This window comes from Ancylobacter koreensis (genome assembly GCF_023016525.1).
In the GTDB taxonomy this organism is placed as follows: Bacteria; Pseudomonadota; Alphaproteobacteria; order Rhizobiales; family Xanthobacteraceae; genus Ancylobacter; species Ancylobacter koreensis.
Window position 1 is genome coordinate 298,150 of sequence record NZ_JALKCG010000002.1, and the last position, 16,822, is coordinate 314,971.

Here is a 16,822-nt window from a genome sequence, read left to right on the forward strand (position 1 = left end):
ACGTGGGGGCGGGGTCGTAAGGGCCTCTTAACCAAACCCGACAACACTGTGTTCACCATGTCCGGCCCGGACGCTGCTGTCCGTGCCGCCTCAAGGAACGTCTGTACCGGGTTCGGATTCGTGCGCATCGGCAAAGTTCTTCTCACGGGCAAGGCCCTCAGGGCGACCGCGCTGGCCGGCATCGCCACCTTCGCGTCGCTGTGCGGCACCACGCTGCTGCAGGATGCGGTGGCCAATGGCGACACGCGCTCGCTGACCCTGCACCATGTGCATTCGGGCGCCAGCGCCACCGTCACCTTCAAGAAGAACGGCCGCTACGACCCGGCGGCGCTGAAGCAGCTCAACGTTCTCCTGCAGGACTGGCGGCGCAAAGAGCCGACCAACATGGACCCGCAGCTCTTCGACATCGTGTGGGAAGTGTACCGCGAGGTGGGCGCCACCCAGCCGATCGAGGTGATCGGCGGCTATCGCTCGCCCGAGACCAATTCCATGCTGCGCGCCCGCTCGCGCGGGGTTGCTCAGACCAGCCTGCACATGCAGGGGCGGGCGATGGACTTCTACATTCCCGGCGTGCCGCTGGCGAAGATCCGCGAGGCCGGGCTTCGGCTCCAGCGCGGCGGCGTCGGCTTCTACCCCACTTCCGGCTCACCCTTCGTGCATCTCGACACCGGCGGCGTGCGGCACTGGCCGCGCATGAGCCGGCCCGAACTCGCCCGCGTCTTCCCGACCGGCAAGACCGTGCATATTCCCGCCGACGGCAAGCCGATGCCCGGCTATGCGCTGGCGCTGGCCGACGTCGAATCGCGCGGCTCCGAGCCGGGCGGGGCGGGCGCCGCCTTCGCCGGGCTTTCGGGCGGCAACGATCCCAAGCGCGGGGCCAAGCCGACCAAGAACCTTTTCGCCAGCCTGTTCGGCAAGGACGAGGACGACGAGGAGAGCGCCCCCGCCGCGACGCCGGCGGCGTCCGCTCCCGCCGTCGCGAGCAACGATGCCGACGAGGCGCCCGCTACCGCGCCTGCCGCCCCGCCGGTGGCGACCCGGCTTGCCTCAGCCGATCCGGTGCCGCTGCCGCAGCCCAACCCGCTGCCGCGCGCCGCCGCCACGCCCGTTATCGCCGCCGCGCCGGTTCCGACGCCTCCCGCGCCGCCGGCTGCCGGCGCGAAGCCGGAACTCGCCGCGCTCGCCGCCGCTATTCCCATGCCGAAGTCGCGTTCCGCAGGCGCCGGCCAGCCCGCGCTCGCCGGGACGGTGGTCGCCGCCGCCGTGCCGGTGCCGCAGGCCCGTCCGAGCGAGGCCGGCGGTCTTCCCGAGCTCATCGTGCGCGGCACCGGCGGGCAGGGCCCGGCGCTCGCCTATGCCGATGCCAGCGGCAGCCTCTTCTCCGCCGAGCGGCTCCAGCCCGGCCGCGCGCCGGCGGCGCCCGCCAATTCGCCCGAGGCCGGCCGGCAGATGCCGGCTTCCTCTGCCGCCAGCGCGCGCAACAAGCCGCGCGCCCATTCGGCGGAGATGCTGGCCGAGATCCGCAGCCTGTTCAGCGGCCCGGCGGTTTCCGGCAACGCCTCGCTGCACACGCCCGAGCTGAGGCGCTTCGCCGCCTTCGTCGCCCCGCCGCGCCAGGTTGTGGTGGTGCATTTCGGCGACGATGCCTCGAACGGCCTGTCGACGACGCATTTCAGCGGCGCCGCCATCGTCGCGGTGCCGGTCGTCGCCATGGTCTCCGGCCCGGCGCCGCTGAAGAACCCGCTCTGAGGGTTCTCGCGGGTTTCCGCTGGCAGACTGACGTGTCCTGATGGCTGGCGACGACGCCCGCAAGGCGTCACGGCCGGGTGGCCCGGCCATGCTTCACGCCCCCACTCCTGCGAGCGACGACGTGGATCCCCGGGTCAAGCCCGGGGATGACGTATGGGCAGGGAGGGGGTGCCGTGGGAGCGCCCTTGGCTTGCAGCCTTCAGCCCACCATGCCGAGCGCCTGGAGGTACAGGTCGACGATGGCCTCGTGCTCGGCGCGCTGGTCGGCGTCCTGCTTGCGGATCTTCAGGATCTCGCGCAGCGCCTTGGTGTCGAAGCCGGTGCCCTTGGCTTCGGCGAACACGTCCTTGATGTCGTCGGCGATGGTCTTCTTCTCCTCCTCAAGCCGCTCGATGCGCTCGATGAAGGATTTCAGCTGCTCCTTGGCGAAGCCGGCGGCGGCGTCGGAAAGCGGCTGGTCGTTCGGGATATCGGACATGGTGTCTCCGGGATCATCGGAAGCGGGCCGGCCCGCCATCCGGTAGGAAATGTGGGCGGCGATGAGGAGCCGAACGGGGCCGGCGCGTCAAGACACGTGCGGGCCGCAGGCCGTTCCGCGCGGCTGCTGGCCCCGCTATCCACCGGGTTTCGGCCCTGTTCGGCTGCGGATCGGGCCTCGCCTTGATGCTCAGTGCGCGCCGGGGCCGGTGAAGGCGGCCTGCTGCTCGGGGCTCGCCTCCTTCTGGTGCAGCGCCTTCCACTCCTCATAGGGCATGCCGTAGACGGCGAGGCGCGCGGCGTCCTTGTCCAGCGGCACGCCGCGCTCGCGGGCGGCATCCACCATCCAGTTGGACAGGCAGTTGCGGCAGAAGCCGGCCAGATTCATCAGCTCGATGTTCTGCACGTCGGTGCGCGCGCGCAGATGCGCCACCAGGCGGCGGAAGGCGGCGGCCTCCAGCTCAGTGCGCGTGCGGTCGTCGATCTCGCTCATAGGTCCTCTCCCAAGGGGCGGGCTGCGCCCTCCCGCTAGATAGGCGGCACAGGCCCGGTGCGCGAGCCGTAGGAGCGCACCTCGTGCAGCTCCGGCCGGGCGAGGATGGCGGGCAGCAGCCCGGCCAGCCGCTCGGCCCATTCGCGCTGGCCCTCCTCGTCGGCGATCAGGTCCTGCCGGATTTCCAGCAGCGTGCTGGCGAGGCCGCGCAGCGTGGCGTGGCGGAACAGGCAGTCGCCGCGCAGCGCGCCGTCATAGGGTTCGTTGTCGCCGACGATGAGGTCGCCCGGCGCTTCCAGCGCGTCGATCAGCTCGCGGGTGAAGCGCGGGTCGCTGTCCCACAGGATCGCCGCGTGCCACGGCCGCGCGCGCCCGCGCCAGCTCGGGGTGAAGCTGTGCATGGAGAGGATGGCGGGCACCACGCCAGCGGCCAGCGCCGCCTCGATCTCCTCATTGACGGCGGCATGGTAGGGCCGGTGGAAGTGGGCGAGCCGGCGTTCCACCTCGGCGGCGTCGGCGTTGCGGTTGCCGGGGATCACCGCGCCGTCGGAAAGGCGCATGACGAGGGTGGGATCGTCCTCGCCGCGATTGGGGTCGATCAGCAGGCGCGAGAAGCGGGTGAGCAGCGCCGGGCAGCCGAGCCGGTGCGCCAGCATGCGGGTGACGCCGGCGGCGCCGATATCGTAGCCGATGTGGCGTTCCAGCTCCGCCTTGGGTAGGCCGAGCGAGCCGTAGCCGGGCGGCAGCGCGTTCGAGGCGTGGTCGCAGAGCAGGATAAGGCCGGCGTCCAGCGAGCCGGGAACGCGCTCGAAGGCGGCGTAGGTTTCGGAAGCATCGTCGGCCGGTCCGGCGGCGGTCGGGTCGGTCGCGAGCTCTTCCGTCGAGAGGCGGCGCATATTTCCCCGTGAGCTTCGACTAAGTGCGGAGAGGATAGTGACGTGAGCCTTCCAGTGCCATAGGAATACGCCCGTTTCGCGTCGTTCCACCGGATTCGGCGGGCGCGCGCAAGGCTCAAGACCCGCCGTCAAACCGGCGGAAAGGCCCCCGGAGGGGCGGGTAGGACAAAGATGACGGATGCTTCGGCGCGTGCCTTTCTCGATCGCCTGTTCACCGCCGCCGTCGCGGCCGCGCATCCCTCCACCTGCCTGCCGCCCGCCCTGCCGCCTCCGCCCGCCCATGGCCGGCTGATCCTGCTCGCCGCCGGCAAGGCCGCCGGATCGATGCTGGAAGTCGCCGAGCGCCATTATCTCGACGAGCTGGGCTTCGATCCCGCCCGTCTCGCCGGCATCGGCGTCGCCCGCCATGGCTATGGCCGCCCGACCCGCCTTCTGGAGATGGTCGAGGCCGGCCATCCGGTGCCGGATGCGGCAGGCCTCGCCGCAGCCCAGAAGGCGATCGACCTTGCGGCCTCCGCCACGGCGGACGACCTCGTTCTGGTGCTGCTGTCGGGTGGCGCCTCGGCCAACTGGATCGCCCCGGCGCTCGGCGTCGAGCTCGACGACAAGCGCGCCCTGACACGCGCCCTGCTGCGCTCGGGCGCCAACATCACCGAGATCAACACGGTGCGTAAGCATCTCTCGCGCATCAAGGGCGGGCGTCTGGCGGCGCTGGCCCAGCCGGCGAAGGTCGTCACGCTGTCGGTTTCCGACGTGCCGGGCGACGACCCGGCGGTGATCGGCTCCGGCCCGACCGTTCCCGATCCGACGACGCTCGCCGAGGCGCGCGACGTGCTGGCGCGCTACCGCATCGATCCGCCGCCCTCCATCGCGGTGGCGCTGCGCGACGCGGCCAATGAATCGCCCAAGCCCGGCGATGCCGCCTTCGCCAATTCCGAGTACCTGCTGATCTCGCGCCCGGCCGATTCCTTCGTCGCGGCGGAGAAGATCGTCCGCGAGGCCGGCATCGAGCCGATCCTGCTGGGCGACAATCTGGAAGGCGAGGCGCGCGAGGTGGCGGCGGCGCAGGCCGCGCACGCGCTGGAGCTGAAGGCGGCCGGCACCCGCGCCGTGCTGCTCTCCGGCGGCGAGCTCACCGTGACCATGCGCGGCCAGGGCCGCGGCGGCCCCAACCAGGAATTCGCGCTGGCGCTCGCGGTCGCGCTCGACGGCGCCCCGGATATCTATGCGGTGGCCGGTGACACGGACGGCACCGATGGCGGCGGTGGCGACGCCAGCGACCCGGCCGGCGCCTATGTGCTGCCGGACACGCTGGCGCGCGCCCATGCGGCCGGTCTCGATCCTGCCGCCTTTCTCGCCAATAACGATTCCACCAGCTTCTTCGAACCCTTGGGCGACCTGCTGACGCCGGGTCCGACCTGCACCAACGTCAATGATTTCCGAGCCGTCTTCGTCGACGTCTGACATCGCTGCAGCACGCGCGGCGCGGCTTTCCCGCGCCGTCCGTGCGCTGCTGCCGGCGCTCGCGCTGGCGCCGCTGCTCGCCGTGCTGGCCCCGGCGCCGGCCTCGGCCGATTTCCGCCTGTGCAACCGCTCCACCAGCCGCGTCGGCATCGCCGTGGGCTACAAGGACGGCACGCTGTGGTCGACCGAGGGCTGGTGGAACATCGGGCCGAACAGCTGCGAGACGCTGCTGCGCGGTGATCTGGTGGCGCGGTTCTATTACGTCTACGCCATCGACTACGATCTCGGCGGGGAGTGGGCCGGCAAGGCCTTCATGTGCACCCGCGAGAAGGAGTTCACCATTCGCGGCATCGAGGATTGCCTGGCGCGCGGCTATGACCGCACGGGCTTCTTCGAGGTGGATACGCAGGAACAGAAGAGCTGGACCGTGCAGCTCACCGAGAGCAAGCCGCAGGCGCAGGCGGGTGCTCCCGCCGTGGCGCCGCTGCCGCCCAAGAAGCCTTGAACCAAGGCCTGAAACCCAAGGCCTGAGCCATTCAGGAATAAACCGTCATCCCGGTCCCAAGGGTCCTGCCTTCGGCAAGCCCGAGGACTGGCTCCGGCGAAGCCGCAGAGCCCGGATTGTTTTCACGTCTGACGCTGCCCGCGATCCCGGATACGGTCTGACGACCGTTCCGGGATGACGTTGTCGGGACGACGCGGGTTCGCCGGCCCTCCTATTCGATCGGCAGCGCGGTGAAGCGCACCTGGCCCTGCGGGTCGGAGACCATCAGCAGCGCCGAACGGCGGCCTTCCTTCTTCAGCGCCGCGATGCGGTCCTGCACCTGCTTGGGCGTCTGCGTCGCTTCCTGGTTGACCTCGGCGATGACGCTGCCGGCCGCGATGCCGCGCTCGGCGGCGACCGAGCCGGGCTCCACCGACAGCACGACGACGCCGTTCAACTCGTCCTTGATCTTGAAGCGGGTGCGCAACTCCGGGGTGAGTTCGGTGATCTCGACGCCCAGCAGCTTGACGCCGGCGGTGGGGGCCGGGGCGTCGGGCTTCTTCTCGCCGGCTTCGGCGGCGCGCGGGGCGTCGCCCTCGTCGAGACGGCCGACCGTGAGCTTCAGCTTCTGCTCCTCGCCCTTGCGGACGACGACGACCTCGACCTCCTTGTCGACCGGCGTGTCGGCGACGATGATCGGCAGGGCGCGCATGTCCTTCACTTCCTTGCCGTCGAAGGACACGACGACGTCGCCCGCCTTCAGCCCGCCCTTGGCGGCCGGGCCGTCATCGGTGACGGAGCCGATCAGCGCGCCGCGCGGGCGGCCGAGGGAGAGGCTTTCGGCAATCTCCGGCGTCACCTGCTGGATGCGCACGCCGATCCAGCCGCGCCGCGTTTCGCCGAATTCCTTGAGCTGGGCGATGATCGGCACGGCGGTGTTGGAGGGCACGGCGAAGCCGATGCCGATGGAGCCGCCCGAGGGCGAGATGATGGCGGTATTGATGCCGATCACGTCGCCGTCCATGTTGAACAGCGGGCCGCCGGAATTGCCGCGGTTGATGGCGGCGTCGGTCTGCAGGAAATTGTCGTAGGGCCCGGAATTGATGTCGCGGTTGCGCGCCGAGATGACGCCGACCGTGAGCGTGCCGCCGAGGCCGAACGGGTTGCCGATCGCCATCACCCAGTCGCCGACGCGCAGCATGTCGGAATTGCCGAACTTCACCGAGGTGAGCGTCTTGCCCGCCTCCGGCGTCACCTTGAGCAGGGCGAGGTCGATCTTGGTGTCGCGGCCGATCACCTCGGCCTTGAGCTTCGAGCCGTCGGCGAAATTGGCGAAGATCTCGTCGGCGTCGGCGATGACGTGGTTATTGGTCACGATGAATCCGGCGGGGTCGATGACGAAGCCCGAGCCCAGCGAGGAGACGCGGCGCGGGCCCTGATCGTCGCCCTGCTGCTGGCGGCGCTTGAAGAATTCTTCGAAGAACTCCTCGAAAGGCGAGCCGGGCGGCAGGTCGGGCGTCGGCACGCTGCGCGAGGGCGCCACCGTCTGCGAGGTGGAGATGTTGACCACCGCGTCCATCACCAGCGCGGCGGTGTCGGCCACCGTGTCGGGACCCTTGGTCGCGGCGGCGAGCGCGGCGTGCGGCGCGGCGAGGGCGAGGATGAGCCCGGCGGCGGCAAGGCCGTGCCTGAGGGCTGCGCCGATTCGGAAACGCACGGGGCGCTGATTCATGGAACCTCCTTGGCGACGCCGCGCCGAAACGGACGATGCCTCGCATGCGCCGTCCTTACCTGACCGCCCGACGCTACCCGGCGGAAGGCGCGATGCAAGCCAAAAGCGCGCGAGGAGAATAGCCCCATGGACGCAGCCGCGCGTGCCGGCCCATCCATGGACTCGCTCATGGACGGGAAACGAAAAACCCGCGCGCCGGGGAGCGGCGCGCGGGCTTGAGGCGGCGGGCGGGGCGTCAGCCCCGGATCAGCCAGATCACGATGAGGCCGAGGATCGCGCCGCCGAGGCCGGCGAGGCGCAGCGGGGCGTCGGGCAACTGCCCGATCGACTCGGCGGCGTTGCGCACCGCCCCCGGCAGGGCGGCGAGCATCAGCCCCTCGATCACCAGTACCAGGCCGAGCGCGACGATGAGATCGGACATCGTCGCGCTGCGTCAGTTGGCCGGCGCGGGCGCAGCCGGGGCCGGAGCCACCGGCGCGGCAGCGGGCGCCGCAGCGGGCTCGCCCGCCATCGGCGCGACTGCGGCCGGATTGTTGAAGAAGCGGAAGAACTCCGAATCCGGCGACAGCAGCATCCGCGTATCCGCGCCCTTCAGCGAGGCCTCATAGGCCTGCATGGAGCGGTAGAAGTCGAAGAAGCCCTTATCGCGCCCATAGGCCTGCGCGAAGATCTCGTTGCGCTGGGCCTCGCCTTCGCCGCGCAGCTTGTCGGCGGTGGCGTTGGCCTCGGCGACGATGATCGTCGAGTCGCGGTCGGCGCGCGAGCGGATGGTCTGCGCCGCCTCGCCGCCCTGGGCGCGGATCTCCGACGCCTCGCGCTGGCGTTCGGTCTGCATGCGCTGGAACACCGCCTGGCTGTTCGCCTCCGGCAGGTCGGCGCGGCGGATGCGCACGTCGAGCACGTTGATGCCGAAACCGCCCGCCTCGCGGTTCACCTGATCGCGGATGCGCGCCATCAGGTTCTCGCGCTGGTCGCGCACCACCTCGGTGAAGCTCGATTCGCCGAGCACGCGGCGCAGCGACGAGTTGAGGATGGTGGCAAGGCGCGAATTCGCGCCTTCTACCGAGCCCACCGACTGGTAGAAGCGCAGCGGGTTGGTGATGCGGTAGCGGGCGAAGGCGTCGACGACGAGGCGCTTCTGGTCGGCGGCGATCACTTCCTGCGAGGGGTTCTCGAGGTCGAGGATGCGCTTGTCGACGAAGATCACGCTGTCGACCAGCGGAATCTTCACGTGAAGGCCCGGCTCCTCGATGACGCGCACCGGCTCGCCGAAGCGCAGCACGAGGGCCTGCTGGGTCTGGTAGACGGTGAACAGCGCCGAATAGAGGCCGATGAGAACGGCGGCGGCGACGACCGCGAGGACGAGACCGATGCTGTTCTTCATTTCACGGCTCCCTGGCCGGCCGCCGCGGCGGGCGTGCGTCCGCTGAGCGGGGCGAGCGGCAGGTAGGGCACGACGCCGGAATTCCCGCTCGCCGCCTGATCGATGATCACCTTGTCCATGCCGTCGAACACGCGCTCCATGGTTTCGAGATAGAGGCGCTGGCGCGTGACTTCCGGGGCCTTCTGGTATTCGGCGAGAACGCTGAGGAAGCGGGCCGCCTGACCGCGCGCCTCGATGATGGCGCGCTCCTTGTAGCCTTCGGCGCCCTGGGTGATGCGGGCGGAGTCGCCGCGCGCCTCGGGAACCACGCGGTTGGCATAGGACTGCGCCTCGTTCTGCAGACGCTCGGCGTCGGCGCGGGCGGCCTGCACGTCGCGGAAGGCGTCGATCACCTGCTGCGGCGGGTCGACCTTCTGGAGCTGCACCTGGGTGACGAGAATGCCGGCCTTGTAGCTGTCGAGCGTGCGCTGCATCAGCTCCTGCACCGCCGTCTCGATGTTCTGGCGGGCGCCGGTGAGGATCGGCTGGATGTTGGTGCGGCCCACCACCTCGCGCATGGCGCTCTCGGCCACCGCCTTGATGGTGCCCTCGGGGTTCTGCACGTTGAACAGAAAGTTGGCGGCGCCGACATCCTCGGACGAGCCGGGGGCGGCGGGCTTGACCATCCAGAACACCGCGAAGTCGACGTCGACGATGTTCTCGTCGCCGGTGAGCATCAGGCTCTCCTCGGCGACGTCGCGCGCGGCGGCGCCGCGGCGCGGGTCGTCGCCGGTGCGGATGCCGATATCGATACGGTTGACGCGCGTGACCTGCGGGGTCAGCACGGTCTCGATCGGGTAGGGCATGTGGTAGTTCAAGCCGGGATTGGTGGTGCCGACGAACTTGCCGAAGCGCAGCACGACACCCTGCTCATCGGGCTCAACCCGGTAGAAGCCGGAGAGCAGCCAGGCGAGGATGGCGAGCACCAGCACGATGATGATGCCCTTGCCGGTGCCGAAGCCCCCGGGCATCGCCGTGCGGAGCCGTTCCTGGCCGCGGCGGATGAGTTCCTCGAGATCAGGAGAATTGGGACCCGACGATTGCGGACCAGTGCCCCAGGGGCCGCGTGGACCACCACCCCATGGTCCACCGCTCTGGTTCTTCCACGACATTCCGCGCCCACTCCGTTTGCACGCCCGGCAGAGTCCGGGCCCGCATGCGCAGAACAGCCAGACGCCACCGTGCAGAAAGACCCGCGCCTCTCCGTGCGAAAGACGGGACGAGGCGGTTATAGGTGACGAGGCATCCGGTTACAACGCGCCGCCATTTCCCGATATGGGCGACGCGGGTCGCTTACGCAACGGTAGAGCGCGCGGAAGTGGGGCGGTCCACGACGTCCATAGTGTCGCGCGAGGATGCCTGGCCACGGTAATGGGCCAGCACATAGAGGCGGATGGCGGAAGAGAGATTGCCCTGATTGCGCCCGGAATCGATCGAGGCAACGATTTCAGAGAGGGTGCTGCGCCGGTTGGCGGCGATCTCCTTCAGAGCGTCCCAGAACTGGTCTTCCAGGCTGACGCTCGTCTTGTGCCCAGCAATCACGATGGACCGCTTAACCACGGGGCTCTTCATGTGTCGTCCTCTCGTATGCGCCTATGCCCGTCGAGCGATTTTTCCAACAGCCGCTCGCTTGAGGCTTGCAGCTCGCGCTGAGGCTTCGAACGGCCGAATTCCAAACGTCGTGCGGCGGCGATTTGTTCCGCCTCCTCACGTCGTCTCCGCTTGCGGTAGCGGTTCAAATTAATGATGTCGGGCATCAGCATTCGCTCCCGCAGGCTCCAGCACATCCGGCAATATCGCCGGCTCGCTTAGGCCAAGAAATATGGGTGAGGGGCAATATCGGCAAAAATTTGGAATTCAGGACAAAGGCTTATAGTCAAACTGCTCAGTTCAATATTGGCGACGCCGGCATTTTGAGAAAAGGAATCCAATTTCGATAAAGATGGAGCATGTTACCGGAGCCCGCAAGCCCTTCCCGCAGGTGACGGACGGGCGTATCACGTCCCTGTTGATCACGCGTTCGTGACCGGGGCGGGGGCGCGGATCGGGAACCTTCTCTCCGGGGAGGGCGGATTTTCCCTCCCGCACGCGCGTGCTAAGACCGCCCCGCACGAGCGGCGTCCCGCCTCGTCGGCCCGTGTCGCGGCACGGTTTCCTGGGCGCCCGATCCCGAAAGGTTCTGACGATGAGCAAGACCCGCATCGAAACCGACACGTTCGGTCCAATCGAGGTGGAGGACGACAAGTACTGGGGCGCGCAGGCGCAGCGCTCGCTCGGCAATTTCAAGATCGGCTGGGAGAAGCAGCCCCTCCCGGTGATCCGCGCGCTCGGCGTCATCAAGCGCGCCGCGGCGGAGACCAACCGCGAGCTCGGCCATCTCGACCCCGCCATCGCGGACGCCATCGTCAAGGCGGCGCAGGAGGTGATCGACGGCAAGCTCGACGCGCATTTCCCGCTCGCGGTCTGGCAGACCGGCTCGGGCACGCAGTCGAACATGAACGCCAACGAGGTGATCTCGAACCGCGCCATCGAGATGCTGGGCGGCACCAAGGGCTCCAAGAAGCCGGTGCACCCGAACGACCACGTCAATATGAGCCAGTCGTCCAACGACACCTACCCGACGGCCATGCACATCGCGGCCGCCGAGGAACTGGTGAACGAGCTGATCCCCGCGCTGACAAAGCTGCGCGACGCGCTCGACGCCAAGGCGACGGCGTGGGCGGGCATCATCAAGATCGGCCGCACCCACACGCAGGACGCCACCCCGCTGACCCTCGGCCAGGAATTCTCCGGCTACACCCAGCAGGTGACGAACGGCATCGCCCGCATCGAGCAGACGCTGCCGGCGCTGATGGAGCTGGCGCAGGGCGGCACCGCCGTCGGCACCGGGCTCAACGCGCCGGTCGGCTTTGCCGAGAAGGTGGCCGAGAAGATCGCCGCCATCACCGGCTTGCCCTTCACCTCGGCGCCCAACAAGTTCGAGGCGCTGGCCGCCCATGACGCCATGGTGTTCTCGCACGGCGCGATCAACACGGTGGCGGTGTCGCTGTTCAAGATCGCCAACGACATCCGCCTGCTCGGCTCGGGCCCGCGCTCGGGCCTCGGCGAGCTCTCGCTGCCGGAGAACGAACCAGGCTCGTCCATCATGCCGGGCAAGGTGAATCCGACCCAGTGCGAGGCGCTCACCCAGGTCTGCGTGCAGGTGTTCGGCAACAATGCCGCGCTCAGCTTCGCCGGCAGCCAGGGCCATTTCGAGCTGAACGTCTACAATCCCGTCATGGCCTACAATTTCATCCAGTCGGTGCGCCTGCTCTCCGACGCGGCGGTGAGCTTCACCGACAATTGCGTCGTCGGCATCGAGCCGCGCGAGGACAACATCAAGGGCGCGCTGGAGCGCTCGCTGATGCTGGTGACGGCTCTGGCGCCCAAGATCGGCTACGACAACGCGGCCAAGATCGCCAAGACCGCGCACAAGAACGGCACCACGCTGCGCGAGGAAGCGGTCGGCGGCGGCTATGTCACGAACGAGGAATTCGATGCCGCCGTTCGTCCCGAGAAGATGATCTCGCCCGGTTAATAGCTATTCATCAACCTGAATGACCGTTCATCTTCGTTTCTGAAAGTTGTTCGGATTCATTACCGAAGTTTCATTTGAGTTTCTTCGGTTCGCGCACCACCATCGGCCTCACTTCCAACGGAGATGAGGCCGATGAAGCGTACCATTATCGCCGCCACTGCCGCCGCGCTGCTCGCCAGCGTGACTTTCGGCATCGCCGCGCCGGAACTGCGGTCCAGCGAGCGCCCCCGTCCCACCCCTGAGCAGATCGCCGAATTCGCCGGCGCCATGAGCGACGCGCGCATCGCGGCGCTGAAGGCGGGGCTGCGGCTCGATGCCGAGCAGGAGAAGCTTTGGCCGGCGCTGGAAAGCGCGCTGCGCGAGAGTGCGCAGGAGCGCATCGACCAGCGCGCCGAGCGCCGCGCCGAGAAGGCCGAGCGCAGTAAGGGCGAGCGCCCGGATGTCGTCCAGCGCCTGCAGGCGCGCGCCGACGATCTGCTGGAAAAGGGCGGCAGCCTGAAGAAGCTCGCCGAGGCGGCGGGCCCGCTCTATGTCAGCCTCGACGAGGGGCAGAAGCGCCGCTTCGCCATCCTGTTCAAGCAGGCGGAGCGCCCGCACATGGCGTTCGCCGGCGACCGGCACGAGCGCGGCCCGCACCGCTTCGGCCCGCAGGGCGGCCCGGGCCGTCCCGGTCCGGACGGCCCGATGCATCACCGCCTGCCGCCTCCCGGCGGTCCCGACATGCCCGGCCCGCAGGGCGAGCCGCTCTGATCCCGACCGACCTTGCGCGCCCGGTTCGCCGGGCCCGTTCTCCCGGACCCCTCGGGCGTTTGCCCGCACCTTGCGCCGCCGGCCCGCGCCGGCGGCTTTCCTTCGCGGTGGAGTCGGATCAGCCGGCGGCGAGCCGTTCCAGCGCCTCGCCGTCGACGCGCTGGGTGGTCCAGGCGTCGAGCGGGATGGCGCCGACGGAGCGGTAGAAGCGGATCGCCGGCGCGTTCCAGTCGAGCACGTTCCACTCGAAACGCCCGAGCTTTTCCGTCACGCAGCGCTGCGCCAGAGCACGCATCAGCGCAGTGGCGATGCCGCGGCTGCGGAAGGCCGGGCGCACGAAGATGTCCTCCAGGAAGATCCCGTGCCGGCCTCGGAAGGTCGAGTAATTGTAGAACCACAGGGCGAAGCCGGCCGGCGCGCCGTCCCATTCCGCGATGTCGCAGAACACGCGCGGGTTCGACCCGAACAGGTCGCGCTCGATGTCGGCGAGCTCCGCCTCCACCTCGTGCCGCAGCTTCTCGTAGTCGGCGAGCTCGCGCACGAAGGCGAGGATCAGCGCGGCGTCGTCGCGCCGCGCGGGGCGGAGGGAAAGGGACATGGGCGTTCCGTGGACGTCGGGATCTGTGGCCTAAACCGCCACCGGCGCCTTGATGGCGGGGTGGGGATCGTAGCCTTCCACCGCGATATCCTCGAAGCGGAAGGCGAAGAGGTCGTCCACCTCGGGGTTGAGTTTCAGGGTCGGCAGCGGGCGCGGGGCGCGCGAGAGCTGCTCGTGCACCTGCTCGACATGGTTGGAGTAGATGTGGGCGTCGCCGAGCGTGTGTACGAAATCGCCGGGCTTCAGACCGCTCACCTGCGCCACCATGTGGGTGAGCAGCGCATAGGAGGCGATGTTGAACGGCACGCCGAGGAAGATGTCGGCGGAGCGCTGGTAGAGCTGGCAGGAGAGCTTGCCGTCCAGCACATAGAACTGGAACAGGCAGTGGCAGGGCGGCAGCGCCATCTCCGGCACGTCGGCCGGATTCCACGCCGAGACGATCAGCCGGCGCGAATCCGGGTTGCGGCGGATGTCGGCGAGCACCTGCGCGATCTGGTCGATCACGCCGCCGCGCCCATCCGGCCAGGAGCGCCACTGGTGGCCATAGACCGGGCCGAGATCGCCGTTTGCGTCCGCCCATTCATCCCAGATCGAGACGCCGTTCGCCTTGAGATAGGCGATGTTGGTGTCGCCGGCGAGGAACCACAGCAACTCGTGGATGATCGAGCGCAGGTGCAGCTTCTTCGTGGTGACGAGCGGGAAGCCCTCGGCAAGGTCGAAGCGCATCTGGTGGCCGAAGAGGGAAAGCGTGCCCGTGCCCGTGCGATCGCTCTTGGCGACGCCCTCGCGCAGCACCCGTTCCAGAAGCTCGTGATATTGCCGCATCTCTCGTCCCGCCGGCCTTCCGACCCACTACATATAGCATCGCCCGGTGGGCGGCGCATCCTCCGCGCCGCCCGCCGGGCAGGGGCTATCTACATGAAATGCGGCTGCGGGCGTCAGTCGCAGACCGTGCTCACCGTCACGAGGCCGCTGCGGGTCTGGCGCTCCAAGGTGCGGCAGCCGCCGTCATAGGCGTCGTCATAATAGCCGCCGGGCAGCGGCTCGGGCGGAGCGGGCCGGCGCACATAGACCTCGCGCGCATAGGGGCCGCCCATGGGATCGGTGACGATGACGCGTTGGGGCGCCTCGCGCACCACCACGGGAGGCGTTGCCTCGCGGACGATGACATGGCCGCCCGGCGCCAGATAGCCCGGACCGTAGCCGGGGCCATAGCCGGGCTCCTCGACGATCACCGTTCCCGGCGGCAGCGGAGCGGGGCCGCGCACATAGACCTCCTGCGCCGAGGCGGGGGAGGCGGCGAGCACGGCGGTGCCGAGCAGGGCGGCCGCGCCGAGGCCGAGGAGCCGTTTCGTCCTCGCGGCAGGCATAGTGGCAGCGTTCATGGCGTGTCTCCTTCCAACCTGCGCCCCGCAGCCGGCGGCGGAAGGCCGGACCGGCTGCACCCCTTGCCGCCGGAGCATCAGCGGCCTGACCGAGCCAACGGCGGGCGGCCTCCCGCGTTCCCGTATGGGCAGAGGCAATTCCGGGGTCATTTCGCGGCGGGGCGACGGCAGCGCGCGACGGCTTTCGAAAAGCCCCGGCGCGGCGGTATCATGGGAACCTCGGCGGCGCGGGCCCGTTGTCCCGCGAGGCACGAGGGAGGACATCATGACCGACAGCACCGACGCCCTGCACACCGAGCACCACCGCCTGCGGATGCATCTCAACCTGCTGGAGAAGGACGCGACGCATCCGCTCGACTTCACGGTCGAGCACGCGCACACCGTTCCTTCGCTGGTCCTGCGTTCCGGGCAGGCGCTGAAGAGCGCGCATTCCTCGGTACGGCTCGACTACGAGACGGTGCGCGAACTGATGCTGGAGGCGCTGCGCGCGCGGATCGCCGAGATCGACGAGAAGCTGCACGGCACGGTCGGCGGCAACAAGCCGATCGAGCAGCTCCAGTACGGCGACCAGACGGAGGCCTGACGGAGACCCGGCACAACACGCGCAGCAGATGGGGAAGAGGGAGGCTGCCCCCTTCCAACCGGCGGGCATAACACCTATATTCATCGGTGCCGGCGCAAGCCGGCTATGGCGATAAACGGTTTCCGTAATAAACTCTTCGGACCCGGGGGCAGTACCCGGCGCCTCCACCTGAGCCCATCGGCCTGCCGCGTGCGGTGGTTTCGGGCGGGGGCGAAACAGGATCGACGAGAGCGTAAAGGGTTGTCTTTCGCCCGGCATGGTACCGCCGTCATCGGACCAAACTTATAGTTGCCAACGACAACTATGCTCCGGTTGCTCAGGCCGCGTGAGCGGTTTGATCTACGGAAAATAAGTCCTAGCGGGTAGCACCGTCGGGCGGGGTTCGCAGGCACCTGGCAACAGAAGCCTGCACTTTCCTCTCACGACCGGCTGGCGGCCGGGACCGGAATCGGGTTCATTGCCGGCATGAGCGTCGACCTTATCCGCTATGACCTGCTTGTTCAGGACGCGCTGCGCAGCGTCGTGCGCCGCGTGCTGACCGATGTCGCCCGCGACGGTCTGCCGGGCGATCACCACCTCTATATCTCCTTCGACACCTGCGCGGCCGGCGTGCGGCTCTCGCCGCGCCTGAAGGAGCGCTATCCCGAAGAGATGACCATCGTCCTCCAGCACCAGTTCTGGGACCTGCTGGTCACCGAGCCGTTCTTCGAGGTCGGCCTGTCCTTCAACGGCATTCCCGAGCGGCTGCACATCCCGTTCTCCGCGCTGAAGGGTTTCTTCGACCCCTCGGTGAAGTTCGGCCTGCAGTTCGAGCCGATGCCCGAGGAGGACGAGGAGACGGCGGAGGAGGCGGCGCCGACCCTCTCCGAGGTGCCGCCTACGCCCGCGCCGGTGACGCCCTTCGGCGAGGCACGTCCCACCTCCGTGCCCTCGACCCGCGCCCCGGCGCGGTCGGCCGATCCGAAGCCCGCGCCCGAGGCGAAGCCTGCGCCCACTCCCCGCGCCGTCCGGCCCGAACCTGCCGGCGACGGCAAGCCGGCGCTGAAGGAGGCCGCTCCGAAGGCGGCGCCGGCCAAGGGCGTGCCCGCCAAAGATGTTTCCGCCAAGGATGCGGCGCCGAAGGAGGCGGGCAAGGACGAGGCGGCCAAGGATGGCGGCGCGCAGGTCGTACGCCTCGACGCCTTCCGCAAGAAGTGACACTCCAGAAAAGA

General features: G+C 69.0%; 19 protein-coding genes and 1 other RNA gene. 8 read left to right on the forward strand and 12 right to left on the reverse strand.

What is annotated here, in order from left to right; translation table 11 throughout:
• Window positions 1-120 precede the first annotated feature (120 nt).
• Entirely contained in the window at window positions 121-1,749 is a 1,629-nt protein-coding gene (locus MWN33_RS08470; RefSeq protein WP_247200048.1) for a peptidoglycan L,D-endopeptidase MepK, read from the forward strand.
• A 199-nt stretch (window positions 1,750-1,948) separates the two neighbouring features.
• Here the strand turns inward: MWN33_RS08470 and MWN33_RS08475 are convergent, their stop codons facing one another.
• From MWN33_RS08475 to MWN33_RS08485, 3 genes are all read right to left on the reverse strand, one after another.
• The gene (locus MWN33_RS08475; protein ID WP_247200049.1) at window positions 1,949-2,227 is read right to left on the reverse strand and encodes a DUF2312 domain-containing protein; all 279 of its coding nucleotides are present in this window, start codon (window positions 2,225-2,227) and stop codon (window positions 1,949-1,951) included.
• A 189-nt stretch (window positions 2,228-2,416) separates the two neighbouring features.
• The gene (locus MWN33_RS08480; RefSeq protein WP_247200050.1) at window positions 2,417-2,719 is read right to left on the reverse strand and encodes a DUF1244 domain-containing protein; all 303 of its coding nucleotides are present in this window, start codon (window positions 2,717-2,719) and stop codon (window positions 2,417-2,419) included.
• 35 nt (window positions 2,720-2,754) lie between these two features.
• A complete protein-coding gene (locus tag MWN33_RS08485; RefSeq protein WP_247200051.1) occupies window positions 2,755-3,615 on the reverse strand; it encodes an N-formylglutamate amidohydrolase in 861 nt (286 codons plus the stop codon).
• 171 nt (window positions 3,616-3,786) lie between these two features.
• Between MWN33_RS08485 and MWN33_RS08490 the strand changes: the two genes are divergently transcribed.
• Window positions 3,787-5,079 carry a glycerate kinase type-2 family protein gene (locus MWN33_RS08490; protein ID WP_247200052.1) on the forward strand — a complete coding sequence of 431 codons (1,293 nt, stop codon included), beginning with the start codon at window positions 3,787-3,789 and terminating at the stop codon, window positions 5,077-5,079.
• The gene (locus MWN33_RS08495; RefSeq protein WP_247200053.1) at window positions 5,048-5,584 is read left to right on the forward strand and encodes a DUF1036 domain-containing protein; all 537 of its coding nucleotides are present in this window, start codon (window positions 5,048-5,050) and stop codon (window positions 5,582-5,584) included. Before MWN33_RS08490 ends, MWN33_RS08495 begins: the two co-directional genes overlap by 32 nt.
• Window positions 5,585-5,795: 211 nt before the next feature.
• Here the strand turns inward: MWN33_RS08495 and MWN33_RS08500 are convergent, their stop codons facing one another.
• The 6 genes from MWN33_RS08500 to MWN33_RS08525 form a co-directional block, all read right to left on the reverse strand.
• Entirely contained in the window at window positions 5,796-7,295 is a 1,500-nt protein-coding gene (locus MWN33_RS08500) for a Do family serine endopeptidase (protein ID WP_247200054.1), read from the reverse strand.
• Window positions 7,296-7,530: 235 nt separating this feature from the next.
• Window positions 7,531-7,716 (reverse strand): DUF2065 domain-containing protein, encoded by a 186-nt coding sequence (locus MWN33_RS08505; RefSeq protein ID WP_247200055.1) that lies wholly within the window; start codon window positions 7,714-7,716, stop codon window positions 7,531-7,533.
• 12 nt (window positions 7,717-7,728) lie between these two features.
• Window positions 7,729-8,679 carry a protease modulator HflC gene (hflC, locus tag MWN33_RS08510; RefSeq protein WP_247200056.1) on the reverse strand — a complete coding sequence of 317 codons (951 nt, stop codon included), beginning with the start codon at window positions 8,677-8,679 and terminating at the stop codon, window positions 7,729-7,731.
• Window positions 8,676-9,830 (reverse strand): FtsH protease activity modulator HflK, encoded by a 1,155-nt coding sequence (gene hflK / locus MWN33_RS08515; protein WP_247200057.1) that lies wholly within the window; start codon window positions 9,828-9,830, stop codon window positions 8,676-8,678. The genes hflC and hflK overlap by 4 nt, the downstream gene beginning before the upstream one ends.
• Window positions 9,831-10,011: 181 nt before the next feature.
• On the reverse strand, window positions 10,012-10,290 hold the full coding sequence (locus tag MWN33_RS08520) for a ribbon-helix-helix domain-containing protein (RefSeq protein WP_247200058.1): 279 nt from the start codon (window positions 10,288-10,290) through the stop codon (window positions 10,012-10,014).
• Window positions 10,287-10,475, reverse strand: coding sequence for a DUF4169 family protein (locus MWN33_RS08525; RefSeq protein WP_247200059.1), 189 nt, complete (start codon window positions 10,473-10,475; stop codon window positions 10,287-10,289). The genes MWN33_RS08520 and MWN33_RS08525 overlap by 4 nt, the downstream gene beginning before the upstream one ends.
• Window positions 10,476-10,903: 428 nt before the next feature.
• Between MWN33_RS08525 and fumC the strand changes: the two genes are divergently transcribed.
• Both fumC and MWN33_RS08535 read left to right on the forward strand, forming a co-directional pair.
• On the forward strand, window positions 10,904-12,295 hold the full coding sequence (fumC, locus tag MWN33_RS08530; protein ID WP_247200060.1) for a class II fumarate hydratase: 1,392 nt from the start codon (window positions 10,904-10,906) through the stop codon (window positions 12,293-12,295).
• 132 nt (window positions 12,296-12,427) lie between these two features.
• Complete coding sequence (locus tag MWN33_RS08535; protein ID WP_247200061.1) at window positions 12,428-13,045, forward strand: Spy/CpxP family protein refolding chaperone; 618 nt, start codon at window positions 12,428-12,430, stop codon at window positions 13,043-13,045.
• Window positions 13,046-13,163: 118 nt separating this feature from the next.
• On the opposite strand, the gene MWN33_RS08540 is transcribed toward MWN33_RS08535, so the two are convergent.
• The 3 genes from MWN33_RS08540 to MWN33_RS08550 all read right to left on the reverse strand — a co-directional run bounded on the left by MWN33_RS08540 (window position 13,164) and on the right by MWN33_RS08550 (window position 15,028).
• Window positions 13,164-13,643 carry a GNAT family N-acetyltransferase gene (locus MWN33_RS08540; RefSeq protein WP_247200062.1) on the reverse strand — a complete coding sequence of 160 codons (480 nt, stop codon included), beginning with the start codon at window positions 13,641-13,643 and terminating at the stop codon, window positions 13,164-13,166.
• A gap of 30 nt (window positions 13,644-13,673) precedes the next feature.
• Window positions 13,674-14,468, reverse strand: a complete 795-nt coding sequence (locus tag MWN33_RS08545) for a thymidylate synthase (protein WP_247200063.1) — start codon at window positions 14,466-14,468, stop codon at window positions 13,674-13,676.
• Between the two features lie 113 nt (window positions 14,469-14,581).
• The gene (locus tag MWN33_RS08550) at window positions 14,582-15,028 is read right to left on the reverse strand and encodes a hypothetical protein (RefSeq protein WP_247200064.1); all 447 of its coding nucleotides are present in this window, start codon (window positions 15,026-15,028) and stop codon (window positions 14,582-14,584) included.
• Window positions 15,029-15,293: 265 nt separating this feature from the next.
• Between MWN33_RS08550 and MWN33_RS08555 the strand changes: the two genes are divergently transcribed.
• The 3 genes from MWN33_RS08555 (at window position 15,294) to MWN33_RS08565 (ending at window position 16,808) form a co-directional block, all read left to right on the forward strand.
• Window positions 15,294-15,611, forward strand: a complete 318-nt coding sequence (locus tag MWN33_RS08555; protein ID WP_247200065.1) for a hypothetical protein — start codon at window positions 15,294-15,296, stop codon at window positions 15,609-15,611.
• 48 nt (window positions 15,612-15,659) lie between these two features.
• Window positions 15,660-16,024: a transfer-messenger RNA gene (ssrA, locus tag MWN33_RS08560) on the forward strand.
• A 52-nt stretch (window positions 16,025-16,076) separates the two neighbouring features.
• Window positions 16,077-16,808: an SspB family protein gene (locus MWN33_RS08565; protein ID WP_247200066.1), complete on the forward strand. Its 732-nt coding sequence runs from the start codon at window positions 16,077-16,079 to the stop codon at window positions 16,806-16,808.
• Window positions 16,809-16,822 lie beyond the last annotated feature (14 nt).

Bases quoted from the DNA above. Each gene is read 5' to 3' on its own strand.
- MWN33_RS08495 (WP_247200053.1), top strand. From the start codon at position 5,048: ATGATTTCCGAGCCGTCTTCGTCGACGTCTGACATCGCTGCAGCACGC.
- MWN33_RS08540 (WP_247200062.1), bottom strand. From the start codon at position 13,643: ATGTCCCTTTCCCTCCGCCCCGCGCGGCGCGACGACGCCGCGCTGATC.
- MWN33_RS08535 (WP_247200061.1), top strand. From the start codon at position 12,428: ATGAAGCGTACCATTATCGCCGCCACTGCCGCCGCGCTGCTCGCCAGC.
- MWN33_RS08490 (WP_247200052.1), top strand. From the start codon at position 3,787: ATGACGGATGCTTCGGCGCGTGCCTTTCTCGATCGCCTGTTCACCGCC.
- MWN33_RS08500 (WP_247200054.1), bottom strand. From the start codon at position 7,295: ATGAATCAGCGCCCCGTGCGTTTCCGAATCGGCGCAGCCCTCAGGCAC.
- MWN33_RS08525 (WP_247200059.1), bottom strand. From the start codon at position 10,475: ATGCCCGACATCATTAATTTGAACCGCTACCGCAAGCGGAGACGACGT.
- MWN33_RS08545 (WP_247200063.1), bottom strand. From the start codon at position 14,468: ATGCGGCAATATCACGAGCTTCTGGAACGGGTGCTGCGCGAGGGCGTC.
- hflK (WP_247200057.1), bottom strand. From the start codon at position 9,830: ATGTCGTGGAAGAACCAGAGCGGTGGACCATGGGGTGGTGGTCCACGC.
- MWN33_RS08475 (WP_247200049.1), bottom strand. From the start codon at position 2,227: ATGTCCGATATCCCGAACGACCAGCCGCTTTCCGACGCCGCCGCCGGC.
- MWN33_RS08520 (WP_247200058.1), bottom strand. From the start codon at position 10,290: ATGAAGAGCCCCGTGGTTAAGCGGTCCATCGTGATTGCTGGGCACAAG.
- MWN33_RS08485 (WP_247200051.1), bottom strand. From the start codon at position 3,615: ATGCGCCGCCTCTCGACGGAAGAGCTCGCGACCGACCCGACCGCCGCC.
- MWN33_RS08480 (WP_247200050.1), bottom strand. From the start codon at position 2,719: ATGAGCGAGATCGACGACCGCACGCGCACTGAGCTGGAGGCCGCCGCC.
- MWN33_RS08565 (WP_247200066.1), top strand. From the start codon at position 16,077: ATGAGCGTCGACCTTATCCGCTATGACCTGCTTGTTCAGGACGCGCTG.
- fumC (WP_247200060.1), top strand. From the start codon at position 10,904: ATGAGCAAGACCCGCATCGAAACCGACACGTTCGGTCCAATCGAGGTG.
- MWN33_RS08550 (WP_247200064.1), bottom strand. From the start codon at position 15,028: ATGAACGCTGCCACTATGCCTGCCGCGAGGACGAAACGGCTCCTCGGC.
- MWN33_RS08555 (WP_247200065.1), top strand. From the start codon at position 15,294: ATGACCGACAGCACCGACGCCCTGCACACCGAGCACCACCGCCTGCGG.
- MWN33_RS08505 (WP_247200055.1), bottom strand. From the start codon at position 7,716: ATGTCCGATCTCATCGTCGCGCTCGGCCTGGTACTGGTGATCGAGGGG.
- hflC (WP_247200056.1), bottom strand. From the start codon at position 8,679: ATGAAGAACAGCATCGGTCTCGTCCTCGCGGTCGTCGCCGCCGCCGTT.